Annotated in this window: 14 protein-coding genes; 9 read left to right on the top strand and 5 right to left on the bottom strand. The window is 55.8% G+C overall.

Going from position 1 to position 15,330, the window contains the following annotated elements; genetic code table 11:
* Positions 1-68: 68 nt before the first annotated feature.
* The 4 genes from galU (at position 69) to ACR0K5_RS13580 (ending at position 5,407) form a co-directional block, all read left to right on the top strand.
* Complete coding sequence (galU, locus tag ACR0K5_RS13565) at positions 69-962, top strand: UTP--glucose-1-phosphate uridylyltransferase GalU (RefSeq protein WP_480630182.1); 894 nt, start codon at positions 69-71, stop codon at positions 960-962.
* 69 nt (positions 963-1,031) lie between these two features.
* Entirely contained in the window at positions 1,032-2,471 is a 1,440-nt protein-coding gene (locus tag ACR0K5_RS13570; RefSeq protein ID WP_480630183.1) for a mannose-1-phosphate guanylyltransferase/mannose-6-phosphate isomerase, read from the top strand.
* A 169-nt stretch (positions 2,472-2,640) separates the two neighbouring features.
* Positions 2,641-3,711, top strand: coding sequence for a DUF2793 domain-containing protein (locus tag ACR0K5_RS13575; RefSeq protein ID WP_480630184.1), 1,071 nt, complete (start codon positions 2,641-2,643; stop codon positions 3,709-3,711).
* A gap of 391 nt (positions 3,712-4,102) precedes the next feature.
* The gene (locus tag ACR0K5_RS13580; RefSeq protein WP_480630185.1) at positions 4,103-5,407 is read left to right on the top strand and encodes a UDP-glucose dehydrogenase family protein; all 1,305 of its coding nucleotides are present in this window, start codon (positions 4,103-4,105) and stop codon (positions 5,405-5,407) included.
* A 91-nt stretch (positions 5,408-5,498) separates the two neighbouring features.
* On the opposite strand, the gene ACR0K5_RS13585 is transcribed toward ACR0K5_RS13580, so the two are convergent.
* A complete protein-coding gene (locus ACR0K5_RS13585) occupies positions 5,499-6,500 on the bottom strand; it encodes a sterol desaturase family protein (RefSeq protein WP_480630186.1) in 1,002 nt (333 codons plus the stop codon).
* A 107-nt stretch (positions 6,501-6,607) separates the two neighbouring features.
* Here ACR0K5_RS13585 and ACR0K5_RS13590 point away from each other — a divergent pair, with 107 nt between their 5' ends.
* Positions 6,608-7,498, top strand: coding sequence for a LysR family transcriptional regulator (locus ACR0K5_RS13590; protein WP_480630187.1), 891 nt, complete (start codon positions 6,608-6,610; stop codon positions 7,496-7,498).
* On the opposite strand, the gene ACR0K5_RS13595 is transcribed toward ACR0K5_RS13590, so the two are convergent.
* Genes ACR0K5_RS13595 through ACR0K5_RS13605 form a run of 3 tightly spaced genes read right to left on the bottom strand, consistent with a single transcriptional unit; the run spans position 7,471 to position 9,868 of the window.
* Positions 7,471-8,550, bottom strand: a complete 1,080-nt coding sequence (locus tag ACR0K5_RS13595; RefSeq protein ID WP_480630188.1) for a helix-turn-helix domain-containing protein — start codon at positions 8,548-8,550, stop codon at positions 7,471-7,473. The genes ACR0K5_RS13590 and ACR0K5_RS13595 overlap by 28 nt on opposite strands.
* A 47-nt stretch (positions 8,551-8,597) precedes the next feature.
* Positions 8,598-9,335: a hypothetical protein gene (locus ACR0K5_RS13600; RefSeq protein WP_480630189.1), complete on the bottom strand. Its 738-nt coding sequence runs from the start codon at positions 9,333-9,335 to the stop codon at positions 8,598-8,600.
* Positions 9,332-9,868, bottom strand: coding sequence for an RNA polymerase sigma factor (locus tag ACR0K5_RS13605; RefSeq protein ID WP_480630190.1), 537 nt, complete (start codon positions 9,866-9,868; stop codon positions 9,332-9,334). The genes ACR0K5_RS13600 and ACR0K5_RS13605 overlap by 4 nt, the downstream gene beginning before the upstream one ends.
* An 84-nt stretch (positions 9,869-9,952) precedes the next feature.
* On the opposite strand from ACR0K5_RS13605, the gene ACR0K5_RS13610 reads away from it, so the two are divergent.
* Complete coding sequence (locus ACR0K5_RS13610) at positions 9,953-10,897, top strand: c-type cytochrome (protein ID WP_480630191.1); 945 nt, start codon at positions 9,953-9,955, stop codon at positions 10,895-10,897.
* Positions 10,898-11,132: 235 nt separating this feature from the next.
* Here the strand turns inward: ACR0K5_RS13610 and ACR0K5_RS13615 are convergent, their stop codons facing one another.
* Positions 11,133-12,047: a LysR substrate-binding domain-containing protein gene (locus tag ACR0K5_RS13615; RefSeq protein ID WP_480630266.1), complete on the bottom strand. Its 915-nt coding sequence runs from the start codon at positions 12,045-12,047 to the stop codon at positions 11,133-11,135.
* Positions 12,048-12,219: 172 nt separating this feature from the next.
* Here ACR0K5_RS13615 and ugpB point away from each other — a divergent pair, with 172 nt between their 5' ends.
* The 3 genes from ugpB (at position 12,220) to ugpE (ending at position 15,330) form a co-directional block, all read left to right on the top strand.
* Entirely contained in the window at positions 12,220-13,530 is a 1,311-nt protein-coding gene (gene ugpB / locus ACR0K5_RS13620) for a sn-glycerol-3-phosphate ABC transporter substrate-binding protein UgpB (protein ID WP_480630192.1), read from the top strand.
* 61 nt (positions 13,531-13,591) lie between these two features.
* Positions 13,592-14,473, top strand: coding sequence for a sn-glycerol-3-phosphate ABC transporter permease UgpA (gene ugpA, locus ACR0K5_RS13625; RefSeq protein WP_152459032.1), 882 nt, complete (start codon positions 13,592-13,594; stop codon positions 14,471-14,473).
* A gap of 20 nt (positions 14,474-14,493) precedes the next feature.
* On the top strand, positions 14,494-15,330 hold the full coding sequence (gene ugpE / locus ACR0K5_RS13630) for a sn-glycerol-3-phosphate ABC transporter permease UgpE (RefSeq protein ID WP_170712252.1): 837 nt from the start codon (positions 14,494-14,496) through the stop codon (positions 15,328-15,330).

Genomic DNA, 15,330 nt, shown 5'->3' on the forward strand with positions numbered 1-15,330 from the left:
GTTTTACAGCCTATGAGGACATTCCGGATTTGCTGCGCATCCGGATAATTTTGAATTTGAGAGGCACCATGACACACAAAGTCACCAAAGCGATTTTTCCAGTTGCAGGGATGGGAACACGGTTTTTGCCCGCAACCAAATCCGTTCCAAAAGAGATTATGACGCTGGTGGACCGTCCGTTGGTGCAGTACGCAATTGACGAAGCGCGCGCGGCCGGGATCAAAGAGTTCATCTTTGTGACGTCACGCGGGAAATCCGCACTGGAAGATTATTTCGACCACAATCTTGTTTTGGAACAGCAACTGAAGGCCAAAGGCAAGGACGAGCTTCTTGAGATCTTGAATAAGACGAATATGGAAAGTGGCGCGATCGCCTATATCCGGCAACACAAAGCACTGGGCCTGGGGCACGCTGTCTGGTGCGCACGGCGGCTAATTGCAAATGAACCCTTTGCGGTAATTCTTCCCGACGATGTCATTGCGGCCGATAAACCTTGTTTGCAACAAATGATCGAAGCGTATGAAGAAACCGGAGGCAACATGGTCGCGGCCATGGAAGTCCCTGAAGAAAAGACAAGCTCATACGGTGTACTTGATGTTGGCGACAACATCGGTTCAGTCGTCCAGGCCCAGGGCATGGTCGAAAAGCCCGAACCTTCTGAAGCCCCATCAAATCTGGCCGTAATCGGCCGCTACGTTTTGAGACCTTCCGTATTGAACAACCTCAACGACATGAAATCCGGAAGCGGTGGCGAGATTCAACTGACCGATGCCATCGCCAAAGATATCGCCACCGGCGTTCCGGTCTTCGGCTATAAATTTGACGGTCAGCGCTTTGATTGCGGATCAAAATCAGGATTTCTTCAGGCCACAGTCGCCTTTGCTCTTGCTCGCGACGACCTGCGAGATGATCTGAGCCAATACCTGAATGACATCGTCGCCACAGGAAAAGCCGCGCAATAGCCGTGGGTTTTTTCCATTGACTGCAAGTACAGCAATACCCTCTGTCATCAGCAGCTTAAAGGCACGCGCATGACCAATACAATCTACCCCGTCATTCTATGCGGTGGATCGGGGACACGTTTGTGGCCCCTGTCGCGCAAAAGCTATCCCAAACAGTTCGTTCCGCTGGTAGGCGAAACAAGTCTGTTGCAGGATTGTGCAGAACGATTGCTTGGACCTTCACAGGCGCCCTACGCAAAACCGCTGGTACTGACCAACGAAGCATTTCGCTTTATTGTCCCGGAACAGTTGACGGCGGTAGGGATCGATCCGGGTCCTGTTCTGATCGAACCCGAAGGGCGTAACACCGCCCCGGCTGTTCTGGCAGCAGCCATGTTTCTTGCAGCACGCGACCCTGATGCCATCATGCTTGTAGCACCATCTGACCACGTGGTTCCGGACAAGGTCGCCTTCCACCAAGCTGTCGCCGAAGGAACGCGAGCCATCAGCGAACGTGGCGACCTGGTAACCTTTGGCATTACGCCGACACGTCCGGAAACCGGATACGGTTACCTCAAGCTCCGTCATGCGCCGGATTCGACCGGAGCCGCTGTCCCATTGGACCGTTTCATCGAAAAGCCTGATCTGAAAACGGCCCAGGCGATGTTGGAAGATGGAAGTTACCTATGGAATTCAGGCATCTTCCTGTTCGCTGTCCGGGATATCGTCGCAGCGTTTGAACAGCATGCGAGCGCGTTGATTGACCCTGTCCAAAAGGCCATTATGGATGCGAAGACCGATCTGGGCTTCCTGCGTTTGGATTCTGGCGCATGGTCTGAAATTGACGACATTTCGATTGACTACGCGGTCATGGAAAAGGCCTCTAACCTAAGCGTGGTTCCCTATTCCGCCGGCTGGTCCGATGTTGGCAGCTGGACAGCTGTTCAAGAATTGTCGAACCCCGATGAAAACGGTGTGGCGACCGGCGGAGCAGTCACTGCAATCGACTGCCGCAATACGTTAATACGATCCGAGTCTCCTGCGCAGGAAGTCGTGGCAATGGGTCTTGAAAACATAATCGCCGTTGCGATGCCTGACGCGGTTCTGGTTGCGAGCATGGACAAGGCCCAGAATGTGAAACAGGCTGTCACAGCACTTAAGGCAAAAGGGGTGAAACAGGCAGAATTACTACCAATGGATCACCGTCCATGGGGCTGGTTCGAAAGCCTTGTGATCGGCGATAGGTTTCAGGTCAAACGCATCCATGTTCATCCTGGCGCGTCGCTCAGCCTGCAGTCTCACCACCATCGATCCGAGCATTGGATCGTGGTCGAAGGCACGGCCAAGGTCACCATCGACGATCAGGAGCGTTTGGTAACCGAAAACCAGTCTGTTTATATTCCTCTTGGGGCCACGCACCGAATGGAGAACCCGGGGAAAGTGCCCATGGTTCTGATTGAGGTCCAGACCGGGGCCTATCTGGGTGAAGACGACATCATTCGATACGAGGACATTTACGCCCGGGATTAATTCTGGGCGTTCCTCACCACGCGCCGCTTCATCGGCGGGTTCCAAGCTGAGGACCAAAGCTTAGCAAAACATTTCCTGGGCGCTCGGCCCGGTCAGACAGGATTGACGCGCTTCACGGCAGGGTAGCGCGCAACCGAAGTTTCGGACCGACAGCCACAGGAGGATCCCCGTGTCACAGACATCACCCCGATTGAATCTGCCCTTTCTGCAACCTGCGCAAGCGCAGAAACATGTCACTCACAACGAAGCCCTGAGACAGCTCGATCTGGTCGTGCAGCTCTCGGTGCGATCAACAGATTCCGGAACTCCACCCGTTGTCCCCGAACAAGGCGAAGTTCATGCTCTTGGAGCCAATCCGACCGGAGACTGGACAGGACATGCCGGAGAACTTGCTGCTTGGCTGGACAACGCCTGGCACTTCGTGACCCCCGACATTGGTTGGCGAGCCTGGGATGAAGCGACCGGAGTTCTGAAGCTTTGGAACGGAAACACGTGGGCGCCCCTGCCTGTCAGCACTCAGAACCTTGACGGAGTTGGGGTGGCAACAATTTCTGACGATACGAACCGCCTGTCCGTTCGCAGCCCGGCCACCTTATTGACCCACGAAGGCGGCGGGCATCAGGTAAAGATCAACAAAGCCAGCGCAGGCGATACCGCGTCGCTGGTGTTTCAATCGAATTGGACTGGTCATGCCGAAATGGGGCTGTCCGGCAGCACAGGGTTTTCCATCAAGGTATCGCCCGATGGTGGCAGCTGGACCGAGGCAATGGCCTTTGATCCTGCTACCGGAACTGTGTCGGGGGCGGCCGTTCAGACAGACGCCGGTGACACAACCACAGGCCGCCTGATGCGCGCTGATTTTGGCTACGGGCCAGGTAACCTTCTGGGAACAGTTTCAGAAAGCGCCGGCGTTCCGACCGGAGCGATCATCGAACGCGGTAGTAACTCCAATGGTGACTACGTGCGGTTTGCCGACGGCACCCAAATCTGCACTGCCACGCTGACCGCGGTTGCGTGCGCAACTGCCGAAGGCGCTCTTTTCGCAAGCAGCTCAATGATCTGGAGCTTTCCTGCAACCTTCTCTACACCCCCGAGCGTCAGCGGCAGCGGGGGTGCTGCAACCCGCTTTACAGGGTTTGATGAACCCTCATCCGCTCAGGCCACGTGTAAGGTCCTTTCGGCAATTTCAGACACGTCGGCATTGCCGCCAACCATGATCGCCCTCGGGCGTTGGTTCTGACTAACACAGCTGCCTGGACCCCAGTTCGGGCAGCTGTTTTGCTAGCATGTCGGTCGTCTTGGGCATCCGCGTTTAAATCCAGTAGGTCCTGACCGAAGTACCCGACCTGTTGAGATTTGAGGGAAACACGCACCATTTGAAATTTTGCACTTCGGTCTTTATTCGGAAGATACGTGGTTACATGCGATGCATCCGAACCACATTTGCCGTTTGCCAACGCTGCCGTGTTCAATACGGCGGCGCGAATTTTCCGTTCGCGATCTTATTGCCTCAAAAACAGCAAGAATCTATGGGAAGCATCGCGAGACCCCTGTCAGCCATTGAAACCGGCGTCAGTTTCTTTGATTGTGCCCGCGCCGCAGACGGTAATTGGTAAAAAGGATTTTAGCAGATGCGTATTGCAATGATCGGCACTGGTTATGTGGGCCTTGTATCCGGCGTTTGCTTCTCGGATTTCGGTCACGACGTGATTTGCGTCGACAAGGCAGAACAGAAGATTGACATGCTCACGTCCGGAGAGGTGCCGATTTACGAACCGGGCCTGGACGTTCTGATGGCAAAAAATGTCGCTGCCGGGCGCCTGAGTTTCACAACCGATTTGGCCGCAGCCGTTGATGGTGCCGACGCGGTCTTCATTGCAGTCGGAACCCCGACCCGACGCGGCGATGGTCACGCAGATCTGACCTATGTGATGGCCGCAGCGGAAGAAATTGCTCAGGCCGTTACCGGATACACGGTGATTATCACCAAATCGACTGTACCCGTGGGAACCAATAGAAAAGTTCAGGAAGTCGTTGCAGCAGCCAACCCCAAAGCCGAATTCGACGTGGCTTCGAATCCTGAATTTCTACGCGAAGGCGCTGCGATCGATGATTTCATGCGCCCGGACCGTGTTGTTGTCGGAGTTGAAAACAACCGTGCCGCCGAAGTGATGGCCGAGATTTACCGACCGCTCTACCTGCGCGACTTCCCGATCCTGACCACCGATCTGGAAAGCGCCGAGATGATCAAATACGCTGCAAACGCGTTTCTGGCGACTAAGATTACCTTCATCAACGAAATCGCGGGCCTGTGTGAAAAAGTCGGCGCGGATGTCAAAGAAGTATCGCGCGGTATTGGACTGGACGGACGAATTGGTAATAAGTTCCTGCATGCCGGGCCCGGCTATGGCGGCTCCTGCTTTCCCAAGGACACAGCCGCGCTGGCCCGGATTGGCCAAGATTACGCACACCCGATGCAGATTACCGAAACTGTCATCCGGGTGAATGACGAGGTCAAAAAGCGGATGATCGAAAAGATACGCGAAGCCTGTGATGATCGTTTCAACGGCAAGACAGTGGCGGTTCTGGGTGTCACGTTCAAACCCAACACGGACGACATGCGCGACGCACCATCACTGTCCATCATACCTGCCTTGATCGGCGGAGGGGCCAAAGTGCGCGTCGTCGATCCGCAGGGCAAATCGGAAGGCGATGCGCTTTTGCCCGGTGTCGAATGGTGCGACGACCCCTATGCGGCGGTTCAAGGGGCTGATGTCGTGGTCTTGCTGACGGAATGGAATGAGTTCCGCGCGCTGAACCTGGCCGAGCTTGCCGGGTCCATGAATACAGCCCGAATGGTTGATCTGCGTAATATCTACTCGAAATCACAGGCGCTGAAATCCGGTTTTGACACCTATCTGGGGGTTGGGCGCTAAACACACCTTTGCCATACCGCTCCAGGCTGCCTGATGGATCAAATGCGTTCACCGGGCCCACATGGGCCCGGCGCTGTTCTGTTTTCGAAAGTTAATGGGCGGCCCAGATCTTGCGGCGGCGTTCCTTGACCATTTCGTTGCCTTCATCGGTGCCGTCGTGGAACGTGTTGAACCACTCATCCCAAGGGGTTTCCCACGTACCGTAGTTGCAATCAAAGAAACGGTGATGAAGCTGGTGAAAGAAATCCCCGATCTGAAACTTGGCCTTGTTGCCGAATTTCACATGCTCGAACCCGGCGTGAGAGGTCGGTGCACCGATGCCGTGATGGAACAGCAGAAAAATGGCGTGGACCGGATGCGATGGTAGCAGGAAGAAGATCATTGTATCGAACATCAGGAAAAAGCTTTCAACCGGGTGCATCGCCAGCCCTGACCATGGGCCTGTGTTGATGTTACGGTGATGCCAGGCATGCACTTTGGTATAGAGCACGCCAACGTGCAGAAGCCGATGCAGCCAGTAGAAATGGAAACCCGCCCAGATCGGCACAAAGACGATGACAGCGATGAACCACACCGGGTTGCTGTTAAAGGTGATCATCGTAATCCAGCCATTGGCATAGGAATATAGGATCAGACATTCCCAGAACGTCCAGAACGCCAGCGCAGGCCCTAAGGTCCAGAACATGTTATCCCAGACCTGGTTTTTGAAGGTGAATACCTTGGCGCCCTTCATCATTGGGCGCATGTCATAGCGGTATTCGTCCTGCTGCATTCGGAACTTCCACAAGGCCAGATGAAGACCGCCTGCAACCACCATCAGGATGCAGAAGTTTCGGAACCAGATCTCGGCCACCCAGTCCCAGCTGAATGTCTCGATCCGGGACAGTGACGGTGTCAGATATGTCCAGGTGATGATGGCAAAGATCAGCAGAAGCGCCCGCAATGCAAGCGGGTTCCAGCTTCGCAGCAGGTACCTTAACGTGGCCAGGGGTTTCATCGGCCAATCCCAATAGGGCGAGGTCTGAATCGGCAACTGGGGTGTATAGTTCCAGATTTTGCGCTTGGGGCGCGGCGGCAGGGCTGGGTCTGACATGGTGGACTCATTTCATCTGTTCACTGAACCAAAACCTAAGGCAGGGGGGTAAAAGCTCAGACCATATTGTCTTGCCGGTGAGGCTAAGTTTTGCTTAGCCTGTGAAAATGAGCACCCGTGTCCCCTCCCTCAATTGGCTGCGTGTATTCGAGGCCGCAGCCCGAACTGAAAGCTTTGCCCGGGCGGCGACCCAGCTGAACATGACACCCGCCGCTGTCAGTCAGCAGATCAAAGCGCTGGAAACCCGGCTCGGCACACCCCTGTTCCACCGGCATGCGCATGCGGTTTCTTTGACCGAGGCCGGGCGCGCCTATCTGCCGTCGGTGCAGCAATCGCTGCTCATGCTGGAAACAGCAACCACCGGCCTGTTTGGCGAAACCCGCGAGCAGAGGCTTTACGTGCAGTCGGTGCTGCTTTTTGCGCATGGCATTTTGGCCGGGGGCATTCCGACATTTCAGGCAGCGCATCCACAGATCAACCTGTCGCTCTCTACAGGCAACGTTGTCTCGGATTTCGCCAATCGGTTTACCGATCTTCAGATCGTGTTTGGAAACCCTGCGTTGTTTGAGGTGGAAAGCGACGAACTGATGCGCGAACATCTTTACCCCATCGCCCTTCCTGAAATCGCCGCGCAGATTGACTCACCGCAGGACCTGTTTCAGTTCACGTTGATCGAAGTTTCAACCCATCGTGCAAGCTGGCCGCACTGGTTCGAACACCAGCGACTGCCAGGGGGGCAGGCACGATACTTTTTTGCCGACAATTCGGTGATGGCGGCAGAGCTCTGCGCCAGCGGTGGCGGTATTGCATTGGCACGCGCGCCGGCGTCGGATCGAATTATGAAGCTGTCCGGTTTGATCCCCTGCCTGCCAGACATCAACTGCCCGGGGCAAGAAGCCTATCATCTGGTCTATCCTTCGCGCACGGCCCTGCGTCCGGCAGCGCGCACGTTTCGCGATTGGCTGATAGATTACAGCGCTGCGGTCCAGACACGGTAACGCCCCTGCCCCGTAACCTCTCGAACCAGACCACGTCGCGCGAAGAGGTCGAAATTGCGCTGCACAGCCGCGCGAGAAGCCTTGGTCAGATCCTCTGCCAAAGGGGCTGACACCATGGGCCAAGCTGTCAAAGCGTCGATCAGGCGTGGTGGGGTGCGCCCGCTCAGATCCTGCGTTGCCTCTCGGGCCTTGGCCTCCCAGGCGCTGATCCGGTCCAGATGCAACAACCCCGCAAGGGCCGCTTGCCCGGCCCCATGGATCCAAGCGCTCAACTTTGCCGTCGGATCCCCCACTCCGCGCAATGCGCCCGGCCCGGACAAGGCCAGCGGCATGAACAATGCACCGCCGCGCCCCATTGACGCCGCATGACGTGCAGCAATGATTGCCGCCTCGGTGTCTTGTCCAATGCCCTGCGCCACCGCCCGCCAGGCGTGAAACGCGATCGCTGATTGCGTCACAGGGTGCAACCCCTCCGCATTTTGCATGACCTCAGCCAGATCAACGATGGCCTCGGGGGCCGCGTTGGATCCCTGCGAAAGCCGGTCAAGAAACGCGGTCAACCCGCTCTGCCAACCGCCCGTGGCAGGCGCGGCGCCAGAACTCAGGCGACGTACCGCCCAACCCGCCCGAAACAAGGCCTGTACATCGTCATGGGTCGCGCCGATGCGCAAACCGGTCCATAAGGCCAGACGATCCACGCTGATCCGGTCGCCCGTCCACCACCCCAGATCGGATGCTTCCATCAGTGCCAAACGGTGCGTCCACCCTTCGGGACCTGCCCGTAGCCGCTCGTCCAGCGCCCCAAAAGTCAGGGCCAGATCGGCAAGCTCTGCAGAAAGCTCGGACTGCGCCGCCCGCCAATCGCGCGAATCGAACAGTAGGCGCTGTTCAGGTCGGGGTCCGGGCAGGAAGAAATCCTCATCGTCCACGTCTTTATCCGGCGGTAAAAACCACGGGTCATCCTCTTCGGACGGATCGCCATCATAGATGCTGGCGGGGCCAAGCTCGTCGGCCTCGTCTTCTGGAAAGGGCAAGGGTTTCTTCGACGTCATACCCCGCATTCTTCGGACATTCCTGTCGGTTCACAAGGGGTTTTCCGTCAGCCTGCGAAACTGCGGGTCAGAACGTCCAGCTCGCCACCTAAATCGGCCTGCGGAGAGCTGCCCAACAGCATATATCCATAACCGTCCTTCGCCCATGTCGCAGTTGCCAACCCACTCAGTACCTCCTGCTTGACCTCCGCACTCGGGGCATTCGGACCCTGACGGATAACACAGAAGGCAAAAGGTTGACCCTGCTCATCGGCGAAAACGACCTGAATCAAAGCCTTGCCTTTGAAAGACAGAACCTGCGCGCGTTTCAGTTCCAACCCCGGCAGGGATTCCAGCGTTTCACGATTCAGAGATCGGCCAAGTTCGGCCTCGGCCATTGCAAACTGCTTGTCCAGCGAAGCTTCGGAACTGTCCAGTGAGGCAATCGTCTCGGGCACATATAGCGACTGATAAATCGCCGCTTGCTGCGCCCAACCCAGTTCTGCCGGGCGCGTCGCCCAAAACGTCAGGGCAACCGCTGCAACCCCTACACTCGCAGCCACGGCGATAAGACGCAAAAACCCACCGCTGGTGCTTTGCTCCACGGGTTCCGGCAACTCAATCTTCGGCGCTTTGGCGGGCAGTTTCTCGAAAACGTCCTGAATGGCAGGTGCAAACGGGTCCAGCGCCATCAGGCGGCGTTCAAGTTCGACATCGTCCTCAACCGCAGCCTCGATGGCACGGCTCTGAGCCTCATCCAGTGTGCCTTCCAGATACGCCAACAGCGTCTCGTCGGAAAACGTCATTTGCCACTCCGTCGCGCGGTGTCAGCCGCATCAAGCTGCATCACGGTTTTCAGTTTCTGCCGGGCATTCGATAGCCGGCTCATGATCGTACCGATGGGAACTTCCAGCAAGGCGGCGGCTTCGCGGTAACTGTACCCTTCGACGAACACAAGCATAACCGTTTCCCGCTGCGCTTCTGGCAGCTGCATCACTTGAGTAAACACTTCAGTCGCGAAAATATTCGTTTCTGAATCCGATACCGTAGCAACCAGTTCCGCTTCGGGGGTCACAGACAGCGCCTGCGCCCGCCGGACCGAGCGCGAGCGCACCTCGTTCAGCCAGATTGACCGGCAGATCGTCATCAACCAACTGTCCAGACGATCATGCGACGTTACCTGATGATGTCGCTCTAGCGCACGCAGGCAGGTGGCCTGTACCAGATCGTCCGCCACATCCGATGCCCCCGACAACGCCAGAGCAAACCGCCAGACGCGTTTCGAATGCGTCTGCACCGCTCCCCGGACGGCCTGTTCGGAAGTCATCTCTGCACTCATCGAATAAATTGCGACCTGTGTGTGTTTGTCAGTAACGGACCGGGCCCGCAGGGTCAGGACTGACACAAACCGCGGAGGAAAGAAATGAAACTTCTGTTGAAAGCAGTCACGTTTGCGTCGGCAATTGTTGCAACGCCCATTCTGGCAGCGGGCTGGACTCTGGATGCCGATCGCTCGCATCTGGCCTATGGATCGATCAAGAAAGACTCGGTGGGCGAGGTCAACAGTTTTACCAATCTCAGCGGGCGCGTGACCCAGGATGGCAGGGCCAAAATCGAAATCGACCTGTCCTCGGTCGAGACCAATATCGAAATTCGCAATGAACGGATGATCGAGTTTGTTTTTCGCCAGGCAGGCACCGCATCCCTGACCGCCGAATTCGATATGGCCGAGGTTTCAGAGCTGACCGTAGGTGAATCCACGACGGTAGATGCGGCATCCGTGCTTTCACTGGCCGGCACGGATGTTGAGTTTGACGCAGAAATGTTTGTCGCGCGCTTGTCTGAGACTTCCGTACTTGTTTCAACTAACGACATGGTTTTCCTCAGCACGGAAGACGCCGGTGTCAACGCGGGCGTGGACAAGCTTATGGAACTGGCAAGCCTGTCCGGCATCACCCGAACGGTTCCGGTCACTGCACGGCTAATCTTTCACACCGATGAAGAACAGGCCGCAGTTGCATCCGAAGCAACGGATGTTGTCGCTGCCGCAACTGTCCAGGGTGACGCAAAGGCTGGCAAAAAGGTATTTCGCAAATGCAGTGCTTGCCACAAACTGAAACCGGGCCGCCATGGTGTAGGTCCGTCTTTGCACGGCATTCTCGGCGCAACGGCTGGTCAGGCAGAAGGCTTCAAGTATTCGATCCAACTACAGGAATCCGGAATTGTGTGGAGCACAGATACGCTTACCGCGTTTCTGACAGACCCTAAGGGGACAATTCCCGGCAACCGGATGCAATATCCCGGTCTTAGAAAGCAGGAAGATATCGTCAACCTTCTGGCGTATCTGGATGTCGAAGCACAAGGCTGAACCAGGGTTTTCGTTGCGAGCCGGAGGCTTTCAACTTGTTCCGAGGCACCAGATACTGAATCGCAGTGTTTCCGGGACAAGTCGAAGCCTTACAGCCGGCTGGCCTGACATCTCACTTTGGTTGGCCGCAATGACCAGGTTCATCAGATCGATCGCTCAAAATTCCATCGATCCTTAAACTGACAAAAAATTCAGTGTCTGCTGGCGGCCCTGGTTCGCTTTCGAAACCCCGTGGTCATCGCCTGACCTGCTCTGCCCTGAACGGCTCCAGGCTTTCTCTGAACTTTTCAATGAATTCCAACGTCACCAAAGAAGGTTGCTTCAAAATCGGGCGTACCAGCGAAAGGGTGTGTGGCAACATTGGTTTGAAGGGCCGATAGCATAACCCACGTGTTAAGTATTGGACGGCGTCCAGCTCGCTGACAACAGAAACGCCGACGCCTTTGACCGCCAATTCACAGGCTGCCGTAAACTGCCGGACTTCAATATGGGAATTCAATTCGACATTGGCGCTTTGAAACGCTTTTGAAAGTCGCCCGAAAAAATCACTGTCGCGTCTGGTGTGGATAATTTTTTCATGCGCGAGATCCGCAGGCGTAACTTCGGAGAGGTTTTCCAAGTCATGCCCCGCAGGGAATACGCAGACCGTACGGACGTCGATGTTCCTGCTTTCTACCGCCGGATGACCATGAAAGCTGTCTGTGATTCCGAAGTCATACTGCTCGCCGATCATCCATTCGAGAATGCGCTCTGGCCTGTCTGGCTCGATCGTCAGAGTGACACCGGGCCGATCCTTCAGAAAATTTGCCACGACATCGGGTAAATGGCTGGTCGCAAATCCAGGTAGGCAGGCAACACGCAGGTGCCCGGCTTTGCGCTGTGTGATGTCCTGACTGACATCAGAAATTTGCCTCATGAGTTCGAGAACTCGCTCCACACTGGGCAGAAGATAACGAACCTCTTGCGTTGGCACCAATCGACCGTCCCGGCGATCAAAAAGCTGAAACCCAAGCGATTTTTCAAGATCCGACAGCAATCTGCTGACAGCGGGCTGGCTGACCCCCAGATCGTTCGCGGCCGCTGTGACTGACCCGTTGGTGGTCACTGCCATAAGGGCTTCCATTTGCCGGACTCTAAGAATTTGACTCATTACCGATCCCAGTTTGCTGTCCTCCCGCATAACATTTTGTTATTTTTTTATCCACCAAATAGAGCTTGAATTATATTTCTGTAACGTTAACGTCGTGAAATCGTCATGTGTGCCGTTTACGCGTTGCGGTCGGTATTCAACGAAGCATCAACCCTGATGCATGGGAGGAATCATGAAAAAGAATTTGCTTGGCGCTCTTGCCATCACCACTGCCTTGTCCCCCTTGGCGGCAATGGCGCAAACCGAAGTTCAGTTCTGGCATGCCTTCACCGGTCGCCTTGGTGAGCTTGTGAAAGCTCAGGTTGAAGAATTCAACGCCAGTCAGGATGAGTTCGTCGTGGTCGAAAGCCACAAGGGCAATTATTCAGAAACCTTGAATGCGGGGATTGCCGCGTTCCGTGCCGGTGAGCAGCCACATATCCTGATGGTTTTTGAAGTAGGCACGGCGACCATGATGTCAGCCGAAGGTGCGATCAAACCGGTCTATGAAGTGATGGCCGAAAGCGGCGCGTCTTTTGATCCGGACGCATATATTGGCGCCGTCAAAGGGTATTATACGACCACTGACGGAGAGATGCTGTCGCTGCCCTTCAACTCCTCGACGCCAGTCCTGTGGGTTAATCGCAACGCCATGGAAGCCGCAGGCGTTGATCCAGACACGGATCTGTCGACCTGGGAAAAAGTTGGCGACGTGCTTGAGCAGCTGAAAGCTGGCGGTGAGGATTGCCCGCTGGTGACGGCATGGCAAAGCTGGATTCACCTTGAGAACATGTCGGCTTATCACGACGTTCCGTTTGCCTCGAAGGACAACGGTTTCGCAGGTCTGGATACCGAACTGATGCTGAACGGTCCTGCGCAGGTTGCACACCTGACCGCAATGGGTGACTGGGCCAAGGATGGCAAGTTCATCTACACCGGGCGCAGAAACGAAGGTGGCGCGAACTTCCGGTCAGGTGAGTGTGCATTGTTCACCGAAAGCTCGGCTGGTTACGCTGGCATCAAGGCAGAGGCTGAGTTCGACTTCGACGTGCGCCCGCTGCCCTATTGGGAATCCGTCACCAGCGAGCCGCAAAACACCATTATCGGTGGCGCATCTCTTTGGGTAATGGAAGGTCATGATCCCGAAGCGTATAAAGGTGTCGGTGAATTCCTGAGTTTCTTGTCGTCGTCCGGCGTGCAGGCGGCGTGGCACCAGAACACCGGCTACCTTCCGATCACGGGCGAAGCCGGCGAAGCCACCCGTGCGGCGGGATTTTATGACGAAAACCCGGGCACGGACATCGCTGTGATCCAAATGACCGCGAAAGAGCCGACCGCAAATTCGAAAGGTCTGCGTCTGGGATCGTTCGACCAGATTCGCGGCATCATCGACGAAGAGCTTGAAGCCGTCTGGTCCGGCGAAAAAACCGCGCAGGAAGCGATGGACAGCGCGAAGGAACGCGGTGATGTGTTGTTGCGCCGGTTCGAGTCAGCCAATCAATAAATCGTAATTCGATGCGGGCCTTCTCTAGGCCCGCATTTTCTTTCTTCGGTGGGCCATCAGGATGGAAAAACGCGTCACCTTTCGCGGCTGGCTTTTGCCATTGGCACTAATCGCCCCTCAGGTCATCATTTCTGCTGTTTTCTTCTTCTATCCCGCCGGTCAGGCCATTTGGCAGTCTCTGTTCATTCCCGATCCATTCGGACTGTCGTCCCAATTCGTGGGGCTCGGCAACTTTGAATTCCTGCTAAGCGACAAATTTTATCGCGCCTCTTTTGTGACAACTGCGGTGTTTTCGACGCTCGTCACATTGTGCTCGATGATCCCAGCTTTGTTTCTGGCCGTCATTGCAGATCGACTGATCAAAGGATCTGGGGTCTATCGAACGTTGCTGATCTGGCCATACGCCGTCGCGCCTGCAGTTGCGGGAGTACTTTGGCTGTTCATGTTCAACACCCGAGTCGGAGTAGTGTCATGGTATCTCGGCCAGCTCGGTTATGACTGGAACCACGTTCTGAATGGCACCGAAGCCATGGGGCTGGTGGTTGTTGCCTCAGCCTGGGGGCGCATCAGCTATAACTTCCTGTTCTTTTTCGCCGCCCTTCAGTCTGTTCCAAGGTCCGTGATCGAGGCGGCAGCGATTGATGGCGCACATTTCTGGCGACGGTTCTTCACCATTGTGCTGCCGTTGCTCTCACCGACGGCCTTTTTCCTGTTGGTGGTGAACGTTGTTTATGCCTTCTTTGAAACCTTTGGTGTGATCCACACAATCACCGGTGGTGGGCCGCAACAGTCGACGACAATCCTTGTCTACAAGGTCTTTTCAGATGGGTTTGTGGGACAGGACCTCGGCTCGTCTTCGGCACAATCGGTCATTTTGCTGATCGTCGTTGGTCTTCTGACCGTCATCCAGTTCAAATACGTGGAAAAGAGGGTGCATTACTGATGGCAGCCCAACAACACGGAATGGTCGAAAAGCGCGGCGCGGGCATCTGGTTGACCCATGCCTTCATGATCCTTGGTGTTCTGATCATCTTTTTTCCGATCTGGCTGGCCTTTGTGGCTTCGACCGTTACGCAGGCCGATATCGTCTCACCGCCGATGCCCGTCGTGCCGGGTGACCAGTTCTGGGTGAACTACAAGGCGGCGCTGTTCTCGGGCGTCAACGTGCCTGTGGCGACGATGCTGTTTAACAGCTTGGTGATGGCAATTGGCATCGCTGTCGGGAAAATCATCATCTCGCTGCTCTCGGCATTTGCGATCGTCTATTTCCGATTTCCCGGTCGCACGACATTTTTTTGGCTGATCTTTCTGACCCTGATGCTGCCGGTCGAAGTGCGGATCGTTCCCACTTTTGAGGTTGTAGCCGGGTTTGGAATGCTCAACAGCTATTACGGGCTGATCTTCCCGCTGATCGCCTCAGCCACGGCGACCTTCCTGTTTCGTCAGTTCTTCCTGACGATCCCGGATGAGCTTGCCGAGGCCGCTCGGGTCGACGGCGCGCGACCGATGCGGTTCTTTATCGATATCGTCGTGCCCATGAGCCGGACCAACATCGCGGCACTGTTCGTGATCCTGTTTATCTATGGATGGAACCAATACCTCTGGCCGCTTCTGATCACCACTGATCCCGAAATGAACACCATCGTAATGGGCATCAAACAGATGTTCCCGTCCGGAGATGATTTTGCGCATTGGCCGACGATCATGGCGACGTCCATTCTGGCGATGATCCCGCCGGTGATCGTTGTGGTGTCGATGCAAAAGCTCTTTGTCCGCGGCCTTGTCGATAGCGAGAAGTAA

The sequence above is a fragment of the Ruegeria sp. AB9 genome, assembly GCF_056542585.1.

Coding starts and splice junctions, on each gene's coding strand:
- ACR0K5_RS13585 (WP_480630186.1), bottom strand. CDS start 6,500: ATGTCAGACCCAGCCCTGCCGCCGCGCCCCAAGCGCAAAATCTGGAAC.
- ugpE (WP_170712252.1), top strand. CDS start 14,494: ATGGTCGAAAAGCGCGGCGCGGGCATCTGGTTGACCCATGCCTTCATG.
- ugpA (WP_152459032.1), top strand. CDS start 13,592: ATGGAAAAACGCGTCACCTTTCGCGGCTGGCTTTTGCCATTGGCACTA.
- ACR0K5_RS13580 (WP_480630185.1), top strand. CDS start 4,103: ATGCGTATTGCAATGATCGGCACTGGTTATGTGGGCCTTGTATCCGGC.
- ACR0K5_RS13590 (WP_480630187.1), top strand. CDS start 6,608: ATGAGCACCCGTGTCCCCTCCCTCAATTGGCTGCGTGTATTCGAGGCC.
- ACR0K5_RS13570 (WP_480630183.1), top strand. CDS start 1,032: ATGACCAATACAATCTACCCCGTCATTCTATGCGGTGGATCGGGGACA.
- ACR0K5_RS13595 (WP_480630188.1), bottom strand. CDS start 8,550: ATGACGTCGAAGAAACCCTTGCCCTTTCCAGAAGACGAGGCCGACGAG.
- galU (WP_480630182.1), top strand. CDS start 69: ATGACACACAAAGTCACCAAAGCGATTTTTCCAGTTGCAGGGATGGGA.
- ACR0K5_RS13615 (WP_480630266.1), bottom strand. CDS start 12,047: ATGAGTCAAATTCTTAGAGTCCGGCAAATGGAAGCCCTTATGGCAGTG.
- ACR0K5_RS13605 (WP_480630190.1), bottom strand. CDS start 9,868: ATGAGTGCAGAGATGACTTCCGAACAGGCCGTCCGGGGAGCGGTGCAG.
- ACR0K5_RS13600 (WP_480630189.1), bottom strand. CDS start 9,335: ATGACGTTTTCCGACGAGACGCTGTTGGCGTATCTGGAAGGCACACTG.
- ACR0K5_RS13610 (WP_480630191.1), top strand. CDS start 9,953: ATGAAACTTCTGTTGAAAGCAGTCACGTTTGCGTCGGCAATTGTTGCA.
- ugpB (WP_480630192.1), top strand. CDS start 12,220: ATGAAAAAGAATTTGCTTGGCGCTCTTGCCATCACCACTGCCTTGTCC.